General features: G+C 49.5%; 18 protein-coding genes. 6 read left to right on the top strand and 12 right to left on the bottom strand.

The window, feature by feature from the left end; translation table 11 throughout:
* Positions 1–61: 61 nt before the first annotated feature.
* The 8 genes from BM202_RS31065 to mnmA all read right to left on the bottom strand — a co-directional run bounded on the left by BM202_RS31065 (position 62) and on the right by mnmA (position 5828).
* Complete coding sequence (locus BM202_RS31065) at positions 62–1006, bottom strand: ribose-phosphate pyrophosphokinase (RefSeq protein WP_093833583.1); 945 nt, start codon at positions 1004–1006, stop codon at positions 62–64.
* 84 nt (positions 1007–1090) lie between these two features.
* The gene (locus tag BM202_RS31070) at positions 1091–1666 is read right to left on the bottom strand and encodes a phosphatase PAP2 family protein (RefSeq protein WP_093833585.1); all 576 of its coding nucleotides are present in this window, start codon (positions 1664–1666) and stop codon (positions 1091–1093) included.
* Positions 1650–1985 carry a PDDEXK family nuclease gene (locus BM202_RS38470; protein WP_245776860.1) on the bottom strand — a complete coding sequence of 112 codons (336 nt, stop codon included), beginning with the start codon at positions 1983–1985 and terminating at the stop codon, positions 1650–1652. Before BM202_RS38470 ends, BM202_RS31070 begins: the two co-directional genes overlap by 17 nt.
* Positions 1982–2317: a hypothetical protein gene (locus tag BM202_RS38475; protein ID WP_245776861.1), complete on the bottom strand. Its 336-nt coding sequence runs from the start codon at positions 2315–2317 to the stop codon at positions 1982–1984. Before BM202_RS38475 ends, BM202_RS38470 begins: the two co-directional genes overlap by 4 nt.
* A gap of 42 nt (positions 2318–2359) precedes the next feature.
* Positions 2360–3274 (bottom strand): sugar phosphate isomerase/epimerase family protein, encoded by a 915-nt coding sequence (locus tag BM202_RS31080; RefSeq protein ID WP_093833587.1) that lies wholly within the window; start codon positions 3272–3274, stop codon positions 2360–2362.
* A 44-nt stretch (positions 3275–3318) separates the two neighbouring features.
* Complete coding sequence (deoC, locus tag BM202_RS31085) at positions 3319–4086, bottom strand: deoxyribose-phosphate aldolase (RefSeq protein WP_093833589.1); 768 nt, start codon at positions 4084–4086, stop codon at positions 3319–3321.
* Positions 4087–4245: 159 nt separating this feature from the next.
* Positions 4246–4485, bottom strand: coding sequence for a response regulator transcription factor (locus BM202_RS31090; protein WP_093833591.1), 240 nt, complete (start codon positions 4483–4485; stop codon positions 4246–4248).
* A 179-nt stretch (positions 4486–4664) separates the two neighbouring features.
* Positions 4665–5828: a tRNA 2-thiouridine(34) synthase MnmA gene (gene mnmA, locus BM202_RS31095; RefSeq protein ID WP_093833593.1), complete on the bottom strand. Its 1164-nt coding sequence runs from the start codon at positions 5826–5828 to the stop codon at positions 4665–4667.
* A 333-nt stretch (positions 5829–6161) separates the two neighbouring features.
* Here mnmA and BM202_RS31100 point away from each other — a divergent pair, with 333 nt between their 5' ends.
* Together BM202_RS31100 and BM202_RS31105 are read left to right on the top strand one after the other, a co-directional pair.
* A complete protein-coding gene (locus BM202_RS31100; RefSeq protein WP_093833595.1) occupies positions 6162–7340 on the top strand; it encodes a dipeptidase in 1179 nt (392 codons plus the stop codon).
* Between the two features lie 556 nt (positions 7341–7896).
* A complete protein-coding gene (locus tag BM202_RS31105; protein WP_093833597.1) occupies positions 7897–8346 on the top strand; it encodes a hypothetical protein in 450 nt (149 codons plus the stop codon).
* 11 nt (positions 8347–8357) lie between these two features.
* Here the strand turns inward: BM202_RS31105 and BM202_RS31110 are convergent, their stop codons facing one another.
* The 3 genes from BM202_RS31110 to BM202_RS31120 form a co-directional block, all read right to left on the bottom strand.
* The gene (locus BM202_RS31110; protein ID WP_218160631.1) at positions 8358–10970 is read right to left on the bottom strand and encodes an ABC transporter permease; all 2613 of its coding nucleotides are present in this window, start codon (positions 10968–10970) and stop codon (positions 8358–8360) included.
* A gap of 91 nt (positions 10971–11061) precedes the next feature.
* Positions 11062–13707 (bottom strand): ABC transporter permease, encoded by a 2646-nt coding sequence (locus BM202_RS31115; protein WP_218160632.1) that lies wholly within the window; start codon positions 13705–13707, stop codon positions 11062–11064.
* A complete protein-coding gene (locus tag BM202_RS31120; RefSeq protein WP_093833599.1) occupies positions 13704–14042 on the bottom strand; it encodes a PadR family transcriptional regulator in 339 nt (112 codons plus the stop codon). Before BM202_RS31120 ends, BM202_RS31115 begins: the two co-directional genes overlap by 4 nt.
* Positions 14043–14488: 446 nt before the next feature.
* Here BM202_RS31120 and BM202_RS31125 point away from each other — a divergent pair, with 446 nt between their 5' ends.
* Entirely contained in the window at positions 14489–18544 is a 4056-nt protein-coding gene (locus tag BM202_RS31125; protein ID WP_093833654.1) for a hybrid sensor histidine kinase/response regulator transcription factor, read from the top strand.
* A gap of 903 nt (positions 18545–19447) precedes the next feature.
* Positions 19448–19630, top strand: a complete 183-nt coding sequence (locus tag BM202_RS31140; protein WP_245776862.1) for a response regulator — start codon at positions 19448–19450, stop codon at positions 19628–19630.
* A 155-nt stretch (positions 19631–19785) separates the two neighbouring features.
* Here the strand turns inward: BM202_RS31140 and BM202_RS31145 are convergent, their stop codons facing one another.
* A complete protein-coding gene (locus BM202_RS31145) occupies positions 19786–20934 on the bottom strand; it encodes a glycoside hydrolase family 18 protein (protein ID WP_093833603.1) in 1149 nt (382 codons plus the stop codon).
* Positions 20935–21069: 135 nt separating this feature from the next.
* On the opposite strand from BM202_RS31145, the gene BM202_RS31150 reads away from it, so the two are divergent.
* Positions 21070–22116 carry a sensor histidine kinase gene (locus BM202_RS31150; protein WP_093833605.1) on the top strand — a complete coding sequence of 349 codons (1047 nt, stop codon included), beginning with the start codon at positions 21070–21072 and terminating at the stop codon, positions 22114–22116.
* Entirely contained in the window at positions 22097–22936 is an 840-nt protein-coding gene (locus tag BM202_RS31155; protein ID WP_093833607.1) for a LytR/AlgR family response regulator transcription factor, read from the top strand. The genes BM202_RS31150 and BM202_RS31155 overlap by 20 nt, the downstream gene beginning before the upstream one ends.
* Positions 22937–22964: the final 28 nt, after the last annotated feature.

Consider the following 22964-nt stretch of genomic DNA (forward strand, 5'->3'; position numbering starts at 1 on the left):
TTGCCAACTGTCCATAGTCAGCCGAAAAAGATGAATGATACCCGGACATGGACGCCCGGTACTACAATTGTTTTATAAACAGAGAACTAATAGATTCATGATCACGAATGCGGCCAATGGCTTTGGCAAATAACTCTGCCACCGACAACACTCTAATTTTATCGTTGGGTTGCTTTAGCGGTAGTGTATCGGCCACAACCAGCTCATCCAACACCGAATTGGCAATGTTTTCATGCGCCTTTCCCGACATGATTGGGTGTGTGCATACAGCCCGAACGGATAAAGCACCTTTGTCCAGAATAATCTGGGCGGCTTTGGCCATCGTACCACCCGTGTCGATCAAATCGTCCACCAGTACTACGTTAGCCCCTTCAACGTCGCCAATAACCTGCATCGACGCAATCTCATTGGCCCGTTTGCGGTGTTTGTCGCAGAGTACAATGTCGGCGTTGAAATGCTTCGCGAACGTTCGGGCCCGGTTGGCACCACCCACGTCCGGCGAGGCAACTACCAGATTTTCCAGGTTCAGACTTTTAATGTACGGTACGAAAACCGATGTTCCTTCCAGATGATCTACCGGGAAGTCGAAAAATCCCTGAATTTGTCCCGCATGAAGGTCAATCGTCATCAGTCTGTCTACACCAGATGCGGCCAGCATGTTGGCGACCAGCTTCGCGGCAATCGACACGCGCGGCTTGTCTTTTCGATCCTGACGGGCGTATCCAAAATATGGAATGACGACTGTAACGTAGTGCGCTGACGCTCGGCGAGCGGCATCCACCATCAGTAATAGTTCCAGCAGATTATCACCCGGAGGGGGCGTCGATTGAATCAAAAATACATCGCAACCCCGAACCGATTCCTCAAAACTCGGCGACATCTCCCCATCACTAAACCGTCGGCAGGTGTATCCGCCTAAGTCTTTTCCGTAGTAATGGGCAATTTTTTCGGCCAGGTATGTAGATTGACTGCCAGAAAAAATCTTAACCGGGTTAAACGATGCCATGAGTGCCGCACAAATTTTCCGCAAAGGTACGGAAAAAATGAGCAGTTTGCTGCCTATTCGTCAATGTTTCGCACACGAGCGCGCTTAATGTTCACTCGAAACAGACGAACGTAGCCTGATTTTTTGATAAACAGCTACGCAAAGAATACTTGATATGACCCCAACACCCGTTCCGGCCAGTACGTCGAGTGGGTAATGGGCAGCTACGTAAATCCGGCTGTACGATACAACAGCCGCCCACAAAAATCCCCATTTTAGCCAGGGGTGCCGCTTGCCAAGTAATAGCCATAGGGTGGTTGCCAGCGCAAACGTAGTAGCTGCGTGCGATGATACAAATCCATATTGACCGCCACATTCCATAACTGGATGCATTACTTTTTGAATAGCCGCTGTATGACAGGGCCGTAGCCGGTGGGTGAGGGGTTTAAAGACAGATGAAGAAAGTTGGTCACCAACAGCTACAGCCGCAATGATGGTGAGTATAAGGCCGGCAGCTTGTCGGCGATACGTATAAATTAACCATACAACCAGCAGCGCGTAAAATGGTATCCAGGTGTTACGTTCCGTGATCCCAATCATGATTGGATCGAGCCAGGGCGTGTAGCGACCGTTGAGCCACAGGAAAAGATTGGTGTCGAGTTCGTTAAGCGTTTGTAGCACGGGTATCCATAACCACTTTGTGGTATATATCCTTCATTGAAATGGTAAACTCGCCGATGCTGACCGCCATGTCGAGCGTATCATAGTCTTCATTGAGCCAGTGGCGGCTATCCTGTTGTTTGGTATAAATCGAAACAAAATGTACGCCTTGTTCAATGTAAATTATATACTGTACAGATTCGAGTTGTTTGTAGCAGCGTAGCTTAACGTGCATATCTTCCCGATACGTTGAGTCGGAATGGACTTCAACCAGCAGATATGGGTTTGTAATGCCTGACTCCTGACCCTTACGGGGTAAGAGTTGACTCTCTTCGCTCATGACCAGCACATCGGGCTTGAGGCTAATTCGCAGGCTGGTACGTATACCAATTTATTGCTGCCCATTATGCGGGTGTTCGGTAGGTCGTAGAATACTGCTCGTAGTGTACTTATAACATTCGCTACAATTGTCTCGTGTCTGTCGCTTGCCATGCCAATCTGTGCTCGTATCTGCCCGTTTAGATACTCGATGTCGTACTCTACCGGAAATGGTTCTTCGCCCAATTCATCCAGTACGTTCCAGTATTCATCCAGCGAAGCGGTAATAAAGACCACTTCTTCATTTTTCAGCCGTTCGGTAATCTGTTCTGCAAGAGGGGCAGTCACGACCATAGTTGTGTTTTTTGATGAATATACGAAAAAAGATTGAATAGGTTACAACACCAGAAACTGGCTCAAGTAATTCCGGGCGGTCAGAATGGCCGTTTGGACATCGTCGGGACTACCTTCATACGCTTTGTCTTCGACTTCAATGCAAACAGGACCCCGGTAACGAACATCGGTCAGAGCGGCAAAAAACTCCCGCCAGCGAACATCGCCCAAGCCCGGAAGTTTGGGGGAATGGTATTCCAATGGATTCGCCATGATTCCCACACGGTTCAACTTATCGCGATAGAGCTTAACGTCTTTCAGGTGAATGTGATGCAGTCGGTCGCGATAGTCGTAGATGGGCTTTACTTCGTCCATTATCTGCCAGATGAGGTGGCTGGGATCGTAATTTAGACCCAACGCCCGCGACGGAATAATGTCGAACATCCGGTCCCAGATGGCGGGCGTAGTAGCCAGATTTTTACCGCCCGGCCACTCGTCGTTTGTAAACCACATGGGACAGTTTTCGATGCCAATCTTTACGTTACACTCCTCGGCCACTTTCACAATAGCGGGCCAGTGTTCGGCGTATTGTTTCAGGTTGTCGGCGATACTCAGAGATGGGTTCCGACCGATGAACGTATTGACAACAGGGACGCCCAGTTTCGCGGCTGCCCGAATGAGTTTCTTGATATGTTCGCGGTAAAATTCGGCCTGTTCCGGGTTCGGATCAAGAGGATTCGGATAATAACCCAGCCCCGAAATCGACACATGGTAGAGTCGCGTCAGCGTGTGAATCTGTTCAACATTCAGGTTGTCAACGTCCAGGTGGGTTACGCCTGCATACCGACGGGCATCGGCGTTTCCGCTTGGCCAGCACATCAGTTCAACACACTTGAATTTGTGTTCAGACGCAAAATTTAAGACCCCATTCAGGTCATAATCAGCCAGGATAGCCGATACAAAGCCGAGATTGAGCATTTTTTATACTAATGAATAATTATAAATGGAGAATAATAATCTCGTCAATATCCTTTGGATTCGCTCTGATTTGCCTTTAGCAAGGGTGACGTAGTGTAGCCAAATCGTTTGTAAGCCTCGGTGATAATGGAAGCTGTGGATGATGTACCAACCCGAGTAACGCCCATGTCTTTTACCCGTAGCAGTTCAATGAGGGTGCGAATGCCGCCCGACGCCTTGATCTTAACCATTGGCCCTACGTGTTTACGCATTAACTGTAAGTCATGTTCGGTAGCCCCAACGTAATCATATTTACCATCCGCCCCTTTCACAAAGCCAAAACCCGTTGAGGTCTTAACAAACTCGACACCGACATCTGTGCAAATTTCACAGAGCCGGATTTTGAGTGAATCGGTAGGCAGGAAATCAGTCTCGAAAATTACTTTCAGGGTGGCTCTATGCGCCCGGCACGTTTCGTGAACAGCCTGGATTTCGGCCTTCATGTATGCCCAGTCTTCGCTCAGTACCTTGCCAATATTGACAACCATATCAATCTCGACAGCTCCATCGCGGCAAGCCTGAATAGTTTCGGCTACTTTAAGGCTTATTGAGTTTGAACCATGTGGGAAACCAATGACCGTACCAACTAATACGTCAGATTCAGATAAGCGTTCGGACGCCATCGAAACGGCATAGGGTTTGATGCAAACCGATGCTACGTTGTAGGCCAGAGCCAGTTCGCAACCTGCACGAAGTTCGGCATCCGTTAGCGTTGGATGCAACAGCGCATGGTCAATTAGTTTGGCAATCTCGCGAATAGGGGTCGGGATCATACACGCATGGAAAAACAGTCGGCAAGATAAGGAATTGTGCCGGAATGCTGATTTCCAAACCGATTGCGCGATTACATACGCTGTGTCATAAACTCAGAATCCTGATTACATACCTCGTAGCTGGAGGATACAATCAGGATTCTGAGTTTATGACACCGTTTACAACACAACTAATCCTACTTTGACAGCCCACAAGGCCAGCCCAACCCGACTTTTGACATGCACTCGCCCAAAAAGCGATTCCCGGTAGCCGTCTACAGTGCGGGGACTAACATTCATTTGATCTGCAATCTGGACGTAGGTTAATTCGGAACAGGCTAACTGAATAAACCGAAACTCCCGTTGATTAAGTTTGATGGGGTCCGGGTTGCGGACAGACGAAAGAGAGAGGCTGTTCATGGTATGGGTGAATTAGAGCTAACTGTCTGTAAGTAAGCAAATAACCACACGCCTGCCAAAAGAACTGAGTAAACGGTAAATAACCCCGGAACAGGCAACGATACGTTGTCCGTTTCGGGGTTATCAGTATACAAGCGTACCCTTGTAACGACTTGACAAGCTCTTGGTTAGGCGCCTAATTAAACGGTAGTTGTTGATCGATTCCGATCGGCAAAATGGTCGATTTGCGAGCCATCGGCCTGCCGAAAGCTTTTCATAATCCAGCCACCACCGATCACGTCATCGCCTTCGTAGAACACGGCTGCCTGACCGGGAGCAATCGCTGAAACACCTTCCTGAAAAAGCACTTCGATTTTATCGCCATGTTGCGAAATTGTTGCCGGGGTGCCTGGGTCTTTGTAGCGCACTTTCGTGACAGTTTCCATTAGTCCGGTAATGTGATCGTATTTTTGCAGGTTCAACTTGCTGACAATCATGCCGTCCCGAAAAAGATCCTTGTCTATACCTAAAACGACTTCGTTCGTGTCTTTCCGAATTTCAGTCACGAACATGGGTTGGCCAAAAGCCATACCCAGGCCCTTTCGTTGGCCAATGGTATAAAAAGGATAGCCTTGATGGTTGCCCATAATTTTACCGGTGCCTTCCATCACGAAATTCCCGCCGGCAACTTCGGCTTCCAGACCCGGCATGCGTCGTTTTAGAAAACCACGATAGTCGTTGTCAGGTACAAAACAGATTTCGTAAGATTCTGATTTGGTGACCAATTCCATAAAACCGCGCTCTTTAGCCATTTCCCGAATTTCTGATTTCCGCAAGTGACCAAGTGGTAATTTCGTCCGGCTCAAACTCGCCTGCGAAACGCCCCACAGTACATAGGATTGATCTTTTAACGTATCAATGCCTTTGGAAAGGACAAACCTACCGGTATCTTCCTCCCGAATATGGGCGTAGTGGCCGGTTGCAATCGACTCACAGTCAAGTCGGTCGGCCCGGCGAAGCAGCGCATCCCATTTGATGTGGGTATTGCACATAACGCAGGGATTCGGTGTCCGGCCTTCGAGGTACTCCCCCGTGAAATGGTCGATAACCGCATCACCGAACTCCTCCCGGATATCTAAAATATAGTGTGGGAAACCAAGGCTAACGGCGATGTTACGGGCATCGTTGATGCTGTCCAGGCTGCAACAGCCGGTTTCTTTTTTTGTGCCTCCCGAAGATGCATAGTCCCAGGTTTTCATGGTCATGCCAATGACCTCGTAGCCTTCTTCATGCAACATAACCGCTGCCAGTGAGGAGTCAATGCCGCCACTCATAGCGACCAGAATGCGTCCGTGCTTGCTCATTTTGCGATCTGCGAGGGTTCAAGGCCCTCCGATTTTAGTAAGTTGGATGGTGTCACTTTGGATTGAAAGCGACACACAAAGGTACGAACGCAAAATGACGTAATCTTAGTTTCGGGCCGACAGCGTTGCTGTCAAGATAGGCGTCAATTGAATCAGGTTCGTCAAAAATAATTATCTTCTTCTGTTCATCGGTTGAGACAAGCTATCTGTCGACGTTTTCTGGCTAATAATCTATTTGGTTTTTTGGCTAGATAAACCGACTGTTCCTTTGGGCTTTCACGGAGTGAGCGTGAGAGCCCAAAGGCTGCTGTTTTAATCCGTTACTTGTCACTAATGATGAAATCTCAAATAAAATGGTCACGACGAGAGCTTCTTGCCACCCTGACCGGGGCGGGGACTGCGATGGTGCTAAATCCAGTGTTGGCCTGGGCGCTTGACGATGTCGATCCAGACCGGCTAGACCCGCGGGTAGCTGCGATCGTAGCCAAAACGATGGGTATTGATACGCACAACCACATCGATGTCCCTTTCACTGCCGCCGAAGTACCTGGCCCACAACTCGACCTGGCCGACGAAATGAAGAAGGCAGGCTTAGCGGCCATCTGCATGACATTTGCTGTCGACCGACCAGCGCTACGTAATCCTGGAGACGCCTATGAGCGGTACAGGAATGGATTGGCGTCAATGGACAAGATATTGGAAAGCAACAACATGACGCGTTCTTTGAACCTGGCAGACCTACAGGAAGCACACAGGAAGCGTCAACCGGCCGTCATCCAATCGGTTGAGGGTGGTCACTTTCTGGAAGGGCATATTGAGCGGTTGGAAGAGGCCTATAATCGGGGCTTGCGCCACTTCGGCCTGCTTCATGACAACGATGCATCCGTGCCCTTGGGCGACGTTTACACAAACCCCGCCAGGCTGGGCGGCCTAACTACGTTTGGGGCGGAGGTGATCCAGGCATGTAATCGATTAGGGATTCTTATTGACCTTGCCCATGCCAGCGATGAAACAGCGAATGCTGCAATCAACGTGTCGACAAAACCCGTGATCATTTCGCACACCGGCCTCAATACCCAACTGGGCCAGAACCCGATCATGTCAAAAATGATGCGTCCCAGACTCATCAGTAAGGAACAAGCTAAAATCGTTGCCGACGCCGGTGGCGTGATTAGCGTATGGACACATTTGGCCGACACACCATTGGCGTATGCTCAGAATATCCGGGCGCTTGTCGACGTCATGGGAATCGACCATGTCTGCATCGGCACCGATACTAAGTTAACGCCATCTTATAGGCCTTCAGGCCCCCTGGCTGGTGCAAGTGGTGATCCCAGTAGCGAACGGATCGGTGAACGCACAAATCGGGCTTGGCAGGATCAGGAGGTCGGATTCTATTATGCTGTTGTCGATGCGATGTTAAAAGTTGGCTTCACTGAAGACGAAATCGGCAAGGTGAGCGGAGGCAACTTCTGCCGCGTGTTCGATGCCGCCACGTCAGGTAACCGTTGAGGGCCGAATGGTGGTCGGTAAACTCAAAAACCAAACCCATAGATCATGCAGGTCTACGGGTTTAAAATTTTACTTTAAGTGTCTGTCTTTACCATCGATGAGAGTATCGCCAATCTCGAACGGCACGCTACCGTCAATGATGTAAAACGTTTCATCTTCGCGAGTGTGAAGGTGCCTGGGTGGCTCACTGCCTTTGGGTAAAGTAATGTCAATAATGGCAAGGCTGCCATCGGTTTGCTCGGGTGAAACAAGTACCTGAAAAAAGTCCCCTGATAGGTACGTAGTCCATTAAGTTGGGTGAATGTGAGTTGCTCGGCTAGCATCTGTTTATTGGTTAATGAGAGTCGTTTTAATGGAAAAGAGACGGTGTATATTTGTGTTCGTTGTTTACGCAGGCAAAGATGAGCGCCATACCGGGCAGGTAAAAGGCTGATTTATTTGAACTGGGGTTTTATCTTATCTGAATTGTGGCGATGTCCGTATAAGCCGATTATGTACGCTACTTAATACCGTAGCTTTATCTATCTTTGGAATACTACACACGTAACAACAGGCAATGTATCCATCGAAACCCGCGTTCGACTATTCATTTGTTCATGAAGATGACATGAGCGTTTATGGTCCCAAAGACCATCAGCGGATCATCAGTAAGCTCAACACCCGGTTGGGCATGCTTTACTATGTCGAAGGAACAATGCAACTGGAGCCTTTTCCCGAAACCATGATCGATGAGACCAGAGCCAGTCCGGTCCCCGATCTACTACTTTACGACAACGAAACTGGCGAAAGCCCAATTATTGTAGAGGTCTGTCATCAGGAAGGCCTGAAGCTTGATTTGAAAAAAGTAGCTCGCCTGGTTGATGAGGAAAATTACGGTGTTCTGGAAGGGTTTGTGTACAACTATAAATCGCGTGAATGGCATCAGTATCGTAAAGGAACTGGCTGGGTTATGGACACGCCGTCTTACTCCAGTGTGCTGAACTTGGATTTGAATGAGTTTTTATAGAAGTCGTTGAATTATTCACTACGTAGTGACTTCACTGGATTCATCAGGGCAGCTTTAATGCTTTGGAAACTGACCGTCAATAGGGCGATGGCAAGCGACAATAAACCCGCCATGGCAAACATCCACCATTGAACCTCGATGCGATAGGCAAAGCCCTGCAACCATTGGCTCATGGTATACCAGGCAATGGGAACGGCAATAACAATGGCGATCATGACCAACTTGACAAAATCCTTCGCTAATAGCTGAATGATGCCCGATACGCTGGCTCCCAGTACTTTACGGACGCCAATCTCACGGGTACGTACCTGTGCCGTGTACGACGCGAGGCCGAACAAACCCAGACAGGAAATCAGGATGGCAATGGACGCGAAAAGGGTAAACAGGATTCCCGTCTGCTGTTCCGATTTGTAGAGGTTATTGAATAAATCGTCCAGGAAGAAATATTCGAACGGGTAGTCGGCATTGTACTGTTTCCAGGAGCGTTGCGCTACCGCGACCGCCCGATCGACATCGTTGCCGGTTGTCTTGATATAAATCCCATTCATATCGTTGGGCGCATAATAGAAGACCGAGGGCTCTATTTTTTGTCGCATGGACGCAAAATGAAAGTCCTTGACAACGCCAACAATGGTTCCGTTATGCTTCCAGAGCCGGAACCGTTTGCCAATTGGGTTTTTAATGCGGGCGGCTTTTACGGCGGTTTCGTTCAGGATAAAGTGCAGTGAATCAGATACCGACCCCGTAAAATTGGTGCCCTGCTGTAACTTCATTTTAAAGAACGGAATGAAGTCTTTATCGATCGCAAGGGGGCGCATCATCATGGTTTCGCCCTGTTCCTTGCCATCCCAATCGTTATCGCCGGTTTGCCTGCCAATCTGGACAATGTTGGAATTCGCTCGTGTAACGCCTGTTACGCCCGGCTGGGCTAGTAATTCAGCCTTTACGGCGTCGTAATGTTTGCCCATATCACGCATGAAGAAAGCGAACACATGGGCTTTGTCGTAACCCAGTTCCTTAGAGCGAATGTATTGGAGTTGGTTGCTTATAATGAACGTACCAGCCATCAGAATGACCGAAACGGCGAACTGTATTACCACCAGAACCTTACGGAACGAAGCTTCGCTAATGCAGGCCGATACTTTGCCTTTCAGCGCTTTAAGTGGTTCAAACGATGAGAGCAACACCGCCGGGTAAATGCTTGACAGGAGCAGCGTTCCAGTGATGGTCAGCCCGATAACCAGCCAGATTTGGTAGTTGGAAAAGTCAAGGACGAGCTTCTTTCCCGACAACGTATTGTAGGTCGGCAGGAGCACATACATCAGGCCAATCGCCAGGATTGCCGCCAGTGAAAAGAGCAGTGCGGTTTCGACCAGGAATTGCAGAAATAACTGTGCCCGTGCCGCCCCAACGATTTTACGCATACTCACCTCTTTGGAACGTAGCAGCGAACGGGCCGTCGAGAGATTTACGTAGTTGATACAGGCAATAACCAGAATCAGCAGGGCAATGATAGAAAACATGCTGACCGTTTCGATGCCGCCATCGGTGCCATCGGCTTTGTGGAGGTGCATGTCGGGTAGCGCCTGCAACAGATAGGTCAGGTCGGTATCATCCGGTTTATTCCGGAGGTGAATGTTACGCAGTTTTGTGGCCAGTTTGCCTATGGATGCGCCCGGTTGAAGAAGTAAATATGTATCGTAACTGAATTCCGCAAAATCGTTATCCATGTTCACTCCGGCCTTCCCGGTCCCATACATGTTTTTGAACAGGAGCGATATGGGCAGAAACATATCGCCCTGAATGCTTGAGTTTTTCGGGAAGTCGTGGATAACTCCGCTGACCGTAAAACTGGCCTTGTCATTCGCTGCCAGCACTTTTCCAATCGGGTTTTCATCCCCGAAATAGCGTTTGGCGGTCGTTTCGGTGAGAATAATGGAGTTATTATCCAGAAACGGCTTTGCCGGATTTCCTTTGATTAGATTAAAATCGAATACTGAAAACAAGGTTGGGTCCGTGTAGTACGAATGCTCTTCATTGAAGACTTTATTCTTGTACTTAAATAGCGTGTACCCGCCATTATTGGCTGTGCGAACGGCATCTTTCACCTCAGGAACCTCTCGTTTGGCGAAGGTGGCAATGGGGGCTACGGTGGTCGTCCAGATTTGCTGACTGCTTCCGGTGCCCACTCGGTTTTCGAGCCGGTAAATGGCCGATGATTGCCGATGGAAACGGTCAAAGCTAAGTTCATCCTGTACCCACAACAGAATAAGAATACCAATGGCCAGACCGGCAGTCAGACCCGTAATGTTGATCAGTGAATAGAACCGGTTCTTCAACAGGTTGCGCCAGGCGGTTCTGAAATAGTTACGTAACATAGCAGTACTGAGTAAAGGGGTTGAGGTAAATTCCTGTTGCTCGCGCTTGATGGCAAAGGGCCATCCAGCCCGGGGCTTGATAAATCCGAGTACGTCCCATACGTAGCGCCACCGCGCCCGCCGTTCCCCAATCTGCCGGACCTGATAGGCAAACTCTTCGTGCAAATCCCCCTGCACTTCCTCGTATCGGTGAGGAGCGCAGAAAAATTTGAGCAGTTGGTCAGCGAAGCGGGGTGGATGTTTCATGGTATTTAATGTAAAGACCCATATTTGTCTCTCTTGAGCGTCAGCAAAAACCATCCGGGTAAGGAGACGCAAATAGGCATCTCTACAAAACCTATTCGGAACGTAGTGATTTGACCGGGTTCATCAGGGCGGCTTTCACGCTTTGAAAACCGACGGTTAGTAACGCAATGCTGATGGACAGTCCGCCGACCAGGGCAAACACCCACCATTCGACGTCAATTTTGTAGACGAAATCCTGCAACCAGATTTTGGATGCCCACCAAGCAACGGGAGAGGCTATGAGAATCGCGATCAGGACGAGTTTGACAAAGTCTTTGGAAAGAAGCGTTACGATACTGCTCACTGACGCACCCAGCACTTTTCGCATACCGATTTCCTTGATACGTTGCTCCGTCGTGAACGTTGTTAGTCCGAACAGGCCAAGGCAGGAAACCAGAATGGCTAGTATGGAGAAATACAGAACGATTTGGCCGGTACGCTGCTCGGTCCGGTATTGTGTGTTCAGATCCTGATCCACGAAACCATAACTGATTGGAAATGTGGCGTCATACGTTTTGTATACACTCCCAATGTCGCTTAAGGTACGCTGTACCGCATTCGGTTGGGTTTTGATCAACAGGTTGAAATAGTAGTCCTTTGGGCGGAATCGGAAAATAAATGGCTCGATAACTACGCGCAACGGTCGAAAATGAAAATCCCGGAGCACACCGACGACTTTGCCATCCATACCCCAGAATTTAATGGTCTTGCCCAGCGCCGATGCCGGTGTCCAGCCCATTCGTTTCGCGGCCGATTCGTTGATGAGGTAACTACCCAGTTTCGATGAGGTATCAGACGTGATTTGAGCCGAGAAATTGCGCCCTGCTGCCAGCGACATGCCCGTCGTCTTCATGAAATCGGCGTCGACATTCATGTTCGTGATCAAAAACTCATCTTTAGGCGTTTGCCCCTGCCACTCAATTGTGCCAGAGTTCATAACATCCACCAAATTGCTGGTCGTTGTCGATACGTTCGCAACGCCCGGCAGACGTTGGATGTCCTGCTTGATGGCTAAGGCTTTAGCGCGTAAATCGCCTTTGAGCCGAACATAGAGTAATTGCGATTTGTCGAAACCCAGTTTCTTGGTTTGGATAAAATTCAGTTGCTGGTAAATGACTACTGTGGCAATGGCCAGCACGATTGATAGCGCAAATTGGCCGACAACCAGCGATTGTCGGAAGGTTTGCCCAGTTTTTATCGTGAAAACGCCTTTCAGTACGCGGGCGGGTCGGAACGACGACAGGAAGAACGCGGGATACAAGCCAGTCAGCAGGCTGACGAATACCGTCAGGCCCAGGAGGAAAAACCAGAAACGTACATCCTGATAGGGTAACGTCAGGCTTTTGTCGGACAGGCTATTGAACAGGGGGAGCAGACTCTGCATTAACAGCAGCGCACCGGCAACAGCCAGGCTAGTCAGTAAAAAAGACTCGCCCAGAAACTGCACGACCAGACTCGACCGCTGCGCGCCAATTGTTTTCCGGACGCCTACTTCACGGGCACGTTGGCTGGCCCGCGCTGTAGCCAGGTTGATGAAGTTGACGACGGCAATTAACAGAACGATCAGTCCGACGGTCAGGAAAATCCGGACGTACAGCATATTGCTACGTTTGCCCCAATCGGTTTGGAAGTCGAAGGTTGATTTTAAATAGATGTCGCGAAGCGGTTGCAGCTCCAGCGTCGTTCCGCTTTCATTGGCGTAACGCTTTATCTGTAACTGAATTTTGTCGGTAAAGGAAACCAGATTTGTTTCCGGACGTAACCGGATATAGGTATGGTAACTGTTGCTGTTCCATTTCATACTCCACTCGTCGTACTGCTCCAGGTACTTGAAGGGTAACAATACATCGAACTGTAAATGAGAGTGTTCGGGCGGATTTTTAACCACGCCCGCCAGCGTTAGGGTATGGTCACTGTTGAGTTTAAATGGCTTGCCCAGTATGGCCGTGCTGGCCCAGTTTGTGCCAAAAAAACGTTCGGCCATCGACTCGCTGATGATGACTTCATCTGGACTCAGAAAGACGTTGTTGACGTTCCCCAGCACCAGTGGATATGTGAACAGACTAAAAAAGGCAGGGTCAACAAAAAACATATTATCGGCTTCGACAGCCTTACGTCCCTGTGTCAGTGCACCGCTCCAGCGACCAACGCGGGTAGTTTGCAGTACGTCTGGAAAATCTTTAGTCAACGTAGCGGCCAATGGACCGGGCGTTACCGCTACGTTGTAAATGCCACTGGCTTGTTTTTGATTTTCAACAATTCGGTAAATACTGTCATAGTGGGTGTTGAACCGATCGTAGGTAAACTCGTCAAGAATATACAACCCAATGGCCAGGCAGGCGGCCAACCCAATGGCCAGTCCCGCTACGTTTATTCCCGAATACACTTTGTTTTTCCAAAGGGTGCGTAGGGCAATTTTTAGGTAATTAGCCAGCATATCGGGATGGAGTAAAAAGGTAAAAAAAACGGAATCAGTAGTCTGTTTCGAGGGGAAGATATGTATGAAGCCCAGCACTTCCTGTACGTAAAGTTGTCGGGCACGCTGCACACCAACTCGGTCTACCTGGTAGGCAAATTCCTCGTGCAAATCCCCCAGAATTTCTTCCAGTTTGTGAGGTGTACAAAACCAACCCAGCAGCCGATCTGCCCATTGGGGGGGCGATTCGCCGGATTGATTTCGGTGCGGGTTCGTCTTCATAAACTCATAGCTGGATTGAGCGGGTTCGGCATCCGATGCCACAAACTTGCCCGTACCTCCTGAATTTCCTGCAATGTCCGCCGACCGTAGGCCGTTACGCTGAACAGTCGTTTGCGCCGACCACCGCGTTCGGCCGTAGGTTCACCCATTTCGGATTTCACCATGCCTTTGTCTTCCAGTCGTTGCAAGGCCGCATGAATCTGATTCAGACGTACCGAACGACCAGTCTGCTCAATGATCTCGTGCGTAAGAGCCACGCCATACGCCTGCCCGTCCAGCACAGCGACCGTGAGGAGAACAATCTCTTCAAACTCGCCTAAGTAGGTCCGTTTCATAGGGTTGTATTAGTTCTATGTTTGCTGATCAAATGCCTTGCCAGAACTTAAAATGTCTGTTCTTTTCTCGAAATGGGCGTTTTTTAGGAAATTGACAGATGCAGATTGTCCGAAACTGGACAGTCAGCGTACGGTTTGGGACAGGCTTATAGCATAGGGCATGGGGATCGGGGCATAGGGTAGGAGCGCGGTAGTCCGATAGCAAGTTTGCCTAAGCCCAATGCCCCCTACTCCTTACCCTGCGCCGTTCACTCAAAGAAAAGGGTCGTATAAATAGAAACCCGATATATTCACTGGTACGTAAAAAACGAATACAATTTCTACATTTGCCCGACGATTTCGTTCAACTTGTTTACGGTGAGTGGGGCACTGATCAACAAGGCGAAAATTGGTCGGTAACACGTTGCATAATTCCTGATTCGCAAAATCTTAAGCTACCTTCTACGGTGCGACCCTATCTGTTTTTGCTCCTGCTGATTCCCTGTGTGCCGGGATTCGCTCAGACCCATCGTTCTGATAAAATCAATGCGACTCAGGAGCAATCTGCACTCAATCAATTTGATCATCTGTCCGTTAAAGATGGCCTTTCCAATAATTCGGTTAACTGTATTCTTCAGGACCGGGAAGGGTTTATGTGGTTTGGTACCAACGATGGCCTGAACAAGTATGACGGGTATACATTCACTACGTTAAAGCCCACGCTGAATGACCCGGTTCACAGTTTTCAGAACAGCCAGATCTCAGGTTTATGTGAGGACCATAAAAATCGGCTTTGGGTAGTTACGCAGGGCGGCTTGCATGAGGTTGATAAACTGACCGGACGGGTTACTCCTCATCCCATTCGAGCCGGCAATGCAGATAAATGGAATTATCAGCACTCTATTTTTGAAGATAGGCAGCATGTGCTGTGGGTCAGTACGTTAGGGGGTGTCGCTCGGTATGAACCTGCGCTCCATCGGTTTACACTTTTTCCGGCGCCCGATCCCGAAGCATCGATTAAAACGGTCTTTGAAGACCCCCAGCACCGATTATGGGTGGGAACATACCGGGGCTTATACGTACTAGACCGATCAACTGGCCAGTATACACCAATTTCCGTTCCAGGCGTGAATGAGGCTAGTCAGCCTACGTTTATAGCGTTTCACCTGGATGCGCAACAAGTCCTTTGGATGGCTACGGCCAATGCCGGGTATGGCTTATTTCGACTGGATATGCGTCGTCGGCCCTGGCATCTGGAGCATTACAACCCGAATGGGCAAATCAATCCATTTACGTTTTTGAACTCCATACATAAGGATGCACAGGGTATGATCTGGATGGCCACAACCACTGGCTTACAGCGGGTTGACCCAATTCGAAATCAGGTTTTTACGTATCATCCCGATCCGAATGCGCCAAAGGGTATAAGCAGTAATACCGCCCAGACGGTTTATCATGACCGGGTGGGTACACTTTGGGTGGGAACCGACAACGGTATTGATCGCCAGGCCGTGAATACCAAGCCGTTTATGACCTTTCAGGTACGGCCCAATCGGGGAACGTCCAACCTGCCCGAAAACAAAGTTGTGGCCCTGCTTCCCGACCATAAGGGTCATTTCTGGATTAGTAATGGCTATAACGTATATCGTCCGGCCGATCACCGTTCGCAGCCAATACCCGTCGGAACCCTGGGCTCCAACGATCATTTTAAAAATTATACGCAGGCATTGGTGCCTGATCAGGCTAATGGGGTCTGGCTGGGAACCTGGTCTGGTTTATACCATTTCGATCGGGCAACGGGCCGTTATGACAGTTATCCTTCTGAAGTACCAGCCGAATACGCGAGTCGTGGGCCAACGGGCGAACTATGGATTGGTGGCTATATATCGCCAGCCTCCGGTATTGCGTCATTTAATCCGCGCACGCATACCTACAAATACTATAAATATGACGCTAATAACCCCAACGGCCTGCCTGACCAGTACGTTTGGGGCTTGCTCGTGAGCCGCACCGGCGATGTATGGATTCCGTTTCGAAAAAAAGGGATTGCCCGCCTGAATCCACGTAGCGGTCGATTCACACATTACACCGCCGGGCCAAAAAGTCGATTAAACTGCGATGACATCATGACGGTCCATGAAGATAAAGCCGGTACGATCTGGGTAGGCACCCAGCAGGGCGGGGTGAATCGTTTCGAGGCTAAAACGGGGCAATTCACGGCCATCACCACCCGGAATGGCCTGCCCAGTAACAACATTCTTGGGATCACGAGTGACAATGCCGGACATCTGTGGCTAAGCACCGATAAAGGACTTTGTCGGGTTGACCTGCGGACCAATGTTATTCGCAACTACCAGACAATCCACGGGTTGCCCAGTAATGATTTCCTGCGAAATGCGGTTCTTCGACAGGATAACCGGCTCTTTTTCGGCAGCCTGAACGGCGTTGTCTATTTTAATCCCGATAGTATTCGCGACGATACCCGGCCGTTTCCTGTGTACATCACCGAGTTGAAAGTGATGGACCAGCCTCGAACCATCACCGACAGCGTCATAACGCTGAACCACGACGAAAACTTTCTGTCGTTCGGATTTGCTGCGCTGGCCTACACGCAACCGGAGCGCAACCAGTATGCCTATCAACTCGTTGGCGTCGATAAAAACTGGGTGCAGAACGGCAATCGTCATTTGGCTAACTACACGAATCTATCGCCCGGTACCTACACCTTGCGGGTAAAAGCCGCCAACAGCGATGGCATCTGGACGACGAAGGGAGCGTCTATTCAACTGACCATTCGACCCCCGTGGTGGGCTACCTGGTGGGCGTATAGCCTTTATGCATTGCTGGTGGGTGGAGCCATCTGGGGTTATATCCGGGTGTATACGAACCGGATTCGGCAGCAGCAGGAGTTAGAACTCAATCGCCGACAGGCCGAGCAACTGAAGACGGTCGATGAACTGAAAACCCGTTTTTTCTCCAACATCACGCATGAATTTCGTACACCGCTATCGTTAATTATATCGCCGGTTGAGAAACTACTACAGAGCAGCCAGTTCGACGTACCAACCCGCCAGACACTATCGCTGGTGCAGCGTAACGCGAATCAGCTACTCCGGCTTATCAATCAGTTACTGGATCTGTCTAAGCTGGAGGCCAACCAGATGGCCGTTTCCCTGATGCGGGGTGACGTACCCGAATTTGTCTATCATGTTGTTGAGCCATTCAGGCAAAAGGCTGAGCAGAAAGGAGTTGCCCTGCTGTATACACACGAAGGGTTACTCCCGGAACAGCTTTTCGATGCTGATAAATGGGAGAAGATTTTAACTAACCTGCTGTCGAATGCGCTGAAGTTTACCGGCGAGGGTGGTCAGGTAACGGTTGCGCTAACGCCCGTTTCGGCTATGGGTGAAGTGTCTGCTGTGCAGATTCGCGTCGCTGACTCGGGTATTGGGATTTCGCCGGAAAAACTGCCGCACATTTTCGATCGCTTCTATCAGGTAGACAATTCGCGTACCCGTGCGTATGAAGGCACCGGTATTGGCCTGGCACTTGTCAACGAGTTAATTGAGTTGATCGGCGGTGCCATCCGTGTCGATAGCCAGCCCGGCATAGGTACTACGTTCGTGGTAACGTTACCCGTTCAGGCGGTATCGGCTGCTACGGATGTTCCCCCGGTTGTCTTGCCGGCTAACCTGCCACCTGCCACGCATGAGCAAACAACTTGGGTTCCTGTTGCTTCTGACCGTCAATCGGCCGATGAATTGCAAACGATTCTGGTAGTCGAAGATAACGACGAACTGCGTGAATTTCTGGCTAGTGAACTGGCGGGCAGCTATCGGATACTACGGGCAACCAACGGTGAAACGGGCTGGCAACTGGCCCAGGCTGAACTGCCTGATATTGTGATCTCGGATATAATGATGCCCCGAATGGATGGCTATGAATTGACACGGCTTATCAAGAATCATCCCGATACAGACCATATTTCGGTGATCCTGTTGACGGCAAAAGCAGCCCATCAGAGCCGTATTGACGGGCTCCAGGAAGGAGCAGACGATTATTTGTCCAAGCCATTTCACCTGGACGAACTGCACCTGCGACTGCGTAACCTACTGTCGCATCAGCACAAACTGCGCGATCATTATCGGCAGCAGTTTGCCCAGCCCGACATGCCCAGCCCAATTATCGTAGTGGAGGATGTTTTTCTGCAACGGGTCTATAAACTTCTGGAAGACAATCTTGGCGATCCCTCGCTCGACGTCGATTGGTTGGCCGATCAGGTAGCCATGAGTCGGAAAACGCTCTACCGAAAAATCCATAGTCTCGTTCAACTGGCTCCTAACGAATTGATCCGTCAGTACCGTTTACGCAAGGCCGCTGACCTGCTGCGGTCTGGCCACACGGCTTCTCAAACAGCCTATCTGGTGGGTTTCAAAACACCCTCGTATTTCACGATTGTGTTCAAAGAGTTTTATAACAAAACGCCCACTGAATTTTCGACAATGGGTTTTAACCAAGTCTAGCCATCCATCTACTAGCAAACGTATCGGCAACGATTTTTCGGTACGACTTATTTGGTACGCCCATTCCACACCCGGCGGGTTCGCTCCACGATCCGGGCTATCCGTTTTACATTAGTTCACAAAACGGAAGGATTACAATTCGTCTCCATTACCAATCGGCATTTTTGTTGTCTATAGAACGAACGTTCGAAATTTATACACGAAGATCACGAGTTGATACCAACGTAGTACCCGACTTTGTACCTCTTCGGTATACGTATCAGTCGTGTTTCGGACTAGGCTGCGATTCTGGTTTGGTACATCGAAAAGCTGTATCTGCAGTTCACCCGTGTCGCCTTTGAAAAATTGTCGAGCCAGTGCTACGTTCCAGAGACTGCAACTTTGGCAAAGTGTATAAAACTTTACGGGTAACTCCGGCGATGGAAGCAGGATTAGCTACCAGACCAATGAGTAGTCAACAGGTTGTTGAGTTGACAGATAAATGAACGAGAGCCTAATGTGGTTTATAACGAGTCTAAACCTGATTAGCTGGCGATTAAAAAAACTCGTTAAACTTTTAAGCAATATTAAAATCTATAGTGCTGATCTACCAATAAGTAGTAAATACCTACTTGTTGGTAGGTAATAGATTGTAATACACTTAAACCAAGGTTTAATGAAGACCATGAAGCAGCACTTATCGTTAATCTTTTTTTTGGGGAGTACGTTAGTTTGTTTTGCTGGTTACTGTTGGGCGTTAATTGATTGGACACAAGATTATAGAACAGGCGTATATAGGAATGATCACTGGGAAGCCTTTTATGAAACATTGGCACTGCTCATTTATACAACGTTAGCCATTCGATTCATGATTAAACACCTTACCCTTCCAAAAAACGATACGTAAGTTTTTTCGTCCTATAATTGAGCGTCCGGGAAGAAATTCAAATTGAGACACTACCTGAAGTGCGTGGCTTTGCGGTACGTTATGCAATGGTTGGCGAGGTGGGGTTGATTATGTTTCGGCAGGAGTGCCCTGCTCTTGTAGTGGCCGACGTCATGATGCCGAATGTAGACGGTTTTTCGTCAGCAGATTCGTCAGACTGATCCTGATATACCGATTTTAGTCCTGATGGCTCGTTCGCAAACCGCCGATTGAGTACGTGGTTTTGAATTGGGTGGGAATGATTACCTCAAAAATCATTTAGTCAAGCCATTATAAGGCTCAGTGGAGCGTGGCATACGCTACACATCAGGAAAAATCATTTGCTTAAATCCTGATCCAACGCGTTGAGCAGGGCGCTTTTCTGTTGGAGATCATAGACGTATTCCCAGAACATAACACCCGCCAGATGCTTCGCTTTGACGTAGTTGACTCGGTTTCTGAGTGATTCGGGATCGGCGTAGGAGATGAAGGTGCGGGAGGTTGGATTCCACAAATAGGGCGATTTTGCTACGTCATCCCAGTGGCGGGTGAACCCGTTTTTGTTGATGAATTTCGCGACCAGCTCGTCATAGCTGATAAACGAGTGTTTGCCGCTGGCCGGTTGATAAAGTCCGTTATTTCGCGCCTTCGCATCGGCCCAGCCGCGCCCGTAAAAGGGAAGGCCCAGCACGATTTTGCTGGCGGGAACACCCGCCCGAATGTGCCCTTCAACGGCCGTTGCACTGCCGTTACGTGCGTGGGGCGCCTTATCTGACTGATACAGGGGACTGTGATGACCGGTTTGCTTATCGTTTCCGTGATAGAGATCATAGGTCATAATATTGACGTAGTCGAGGTATTTCTGCGCGTTGCCAAGCTCCGTGTGGTTTACAAAAGCGGTGTCGCCCCCGGTGGCGGCCGTCAAGAGGTAGTGATTGGTACCCGTGCGTTTATCGGCCTTTCCTGCTTCGTCCAGGCGGTCCCGGATGGCTTTCAGAAATAGCGTGAAATTCTGCTTGTCTGCGGGCCTGAAGATGTTGCCCGCTCCAATCTGATCGGGGTATTCCCAGTCAATATCGACACCATCGAGTTTGTGTTTTTTGAGCAGCGCTACGGCACTGTTGGCAAATTTCCGGCGGGAAGTTTCTGTCAGGGCCGCATCCGAAAAATACTTGCAACCCCCCCATCCACCCACCGAAATCAGGATCTTCAGGTCTTTATTGATTGCTCTCAACGACGTCAGCGCGGCTAGATTCGCGGCATCTTTAGTCGATAACGGCGCCAGTTCGCCGTTTTTGGCTGGAATGGCAAACGCGTAATTAATGTGCGTAAGCTTCTGAGCGTCAATCTGATCTTTTGTCCAGCCATTACCCGTTACGTAGCCGATCATGACGTAGTGCCGGGCACTGCTGACCGATTGGGCCAGGCAAAAACTGGTTTGTCCAAATAGGACCAGATTGAGAAAGAAAGCAGCGGAGAGTTTCATGGTACAGGCTTAAAAGACGGCCAAAGATAACCAGGCGAGTTGAGAGCCCCTATCTGTCCGTTTTAGCGCTCTTTTCCGACAGTTCGGTTATCATTCACTTTTGCTTCAGCAACGGTTTTGGCATATTTACGACGAATGGAAAACCTGAACGATCGGTGGTTGCGGCTGGTGGGCGTGCCGCTGATTTCAATTGTCTCAAATTTTATCTTCTTCCAGCCCGATAACGACGCCCGACACATTGGTCGGGGATGGGCGCTGGGCGTTAGTCTGGTCGAGTGCGTGCTGGTTTGGGAGGTAGCGCGGATTGGTATTATTCAGGCCCGTCGGCGTTATCCTCGTCTGGATCAGACACGCCTGCGTTTGCTGGTGCAGGTCATCTGGTTCACCGTCACGATGGTGATTCAACGGGTAGGTCTCGTCTATATCTACGACAAAACGCAATTCTGGGGATACCCGATGACCGAGCGATCGTACTGGTTCAACACGTTGATTCCGTTTCTGTTCATTGTACCGCTGGCCGTCATTTACGAAGCACGCTACCTGTATCGGCAGTGGTGGGTAACTTATTACGAAGCTGAACAACTCAAAAAAGAAGCCCTCCAGAGTCAACTCGATTCGCTGAAGGCCCAGATAAATCCGCACTTTCTGTTCAATAGCCTCAGTACGCTCTCGTCGTTGGTCGGCGAAAATCCGAAGCAGGCCGAGCGGTTCATTGAGGAACTGGCGTCGGTGTATCGCTACGTATTACAGACGAACGAGCAATTGCTAACAAGCCTGTCGAGCGAGTTGCAATTTATTCAGGCGTATTTCCATTTGCTGCAAATGCGTTTTGGCCGTAGTGTTGAACTGGATGTAGCTGTCGATAAGCACCATATGGCCTTTTTTATCCCACCTCTTACGTTGCAATTGTTGGTCGAGAACGCTGTTAAGCACAACACGGCATTGCCCGGCAAGCCGCTCCTCATTCGAATTTATACCGATCACGAGCACCGTCTGTTTGTCGAAAATAGCCTGCGCCGGAAACAGAACGTAGTGCCATCGAACCGAACCGGACTGTCAACCATTATCACCAAATACCGGCTGCTGGGGCAACCCGATGTGGTTATTAACCAAACGGATGATTGCTTTCAGGTGATGGTGCCGCTAATCAGGGAAACGCGCTATGACTATACTAATCATTGAAGACGAAGAACCGACAGCCCGCAAACTACAGCGACTTCTGGCCGACGTAGTGGCTGAGGGTCGAGTCGTGGGGATAACCGGTAGCGTCGACGAATCGGTTGAGTGGCTACGTGCCAATCCCAAACCCGATCTGATCTTTATGGACATCGAACTGGCGGACGGGCAGAGTTTCGATATTTTCAATCGAATATCCGTAGCGAGCCCGGTTATTTTTACGACGGCCTACGACGAGTACGCCATCAAAGCGTTCAAAGTCAATAGCATCGACTACCTGCTCAAGCCCGTTAAAGAGGCCGATTTGCGGCAGGCAATAAACAAGCTTCAGGCATTGCGTGATGTACTCGTTGACCAGAAAAGTAAATCAGGGATGAATAGTCTGGAAGCGTCGATGGCGAATTTACTTCAGCACCTTCAGCACATTGCTCCGAGCGCCACCCCCCATGCCGTAACGACGGACCGCCCACGCCCCATGCCCTTTGCTTTTCGCGATCGCTTCATGATTAAACAGGGGCAGCGGCTCTTTTCGGTGAGCATCGACGAGGTCGCTTTTTTCTTCTCCCGCAACAAGCTGTCGTTTCTGAAAACCCGCGACGAGCATGAGTGGCTGGTTGATTACACGATGGACGAACTGGTTCAGATGCTCGACCCCCGGCGCTTTTTCCGACTAAACCGACAGGTGATTGCCGAACTGCGGGCCGTTGATAAAGTTCATCTGTATTTCAATGGGAAACTTAAGATTAACCTGCGCCCGGCTTTTGAGGAAGAGGTGGTCGTCAGCCGCGAAAAAGCCGGTGAACTGAAGCTGTGGTTGGGTGAGTAAAACCGACACTTCAGCCGAAAAACCGGGC

The organism is Spirosoma endophyticum, assembly GCF_900112365.1.
In the GTDB taxonomy this organism is placed as follows: domain Bacteria; phylum Bacteroidota; class Bacteroidia; order Cytophagales; family Spirosomataceae; genus Spirosoma; species Spirosoma endophyticum.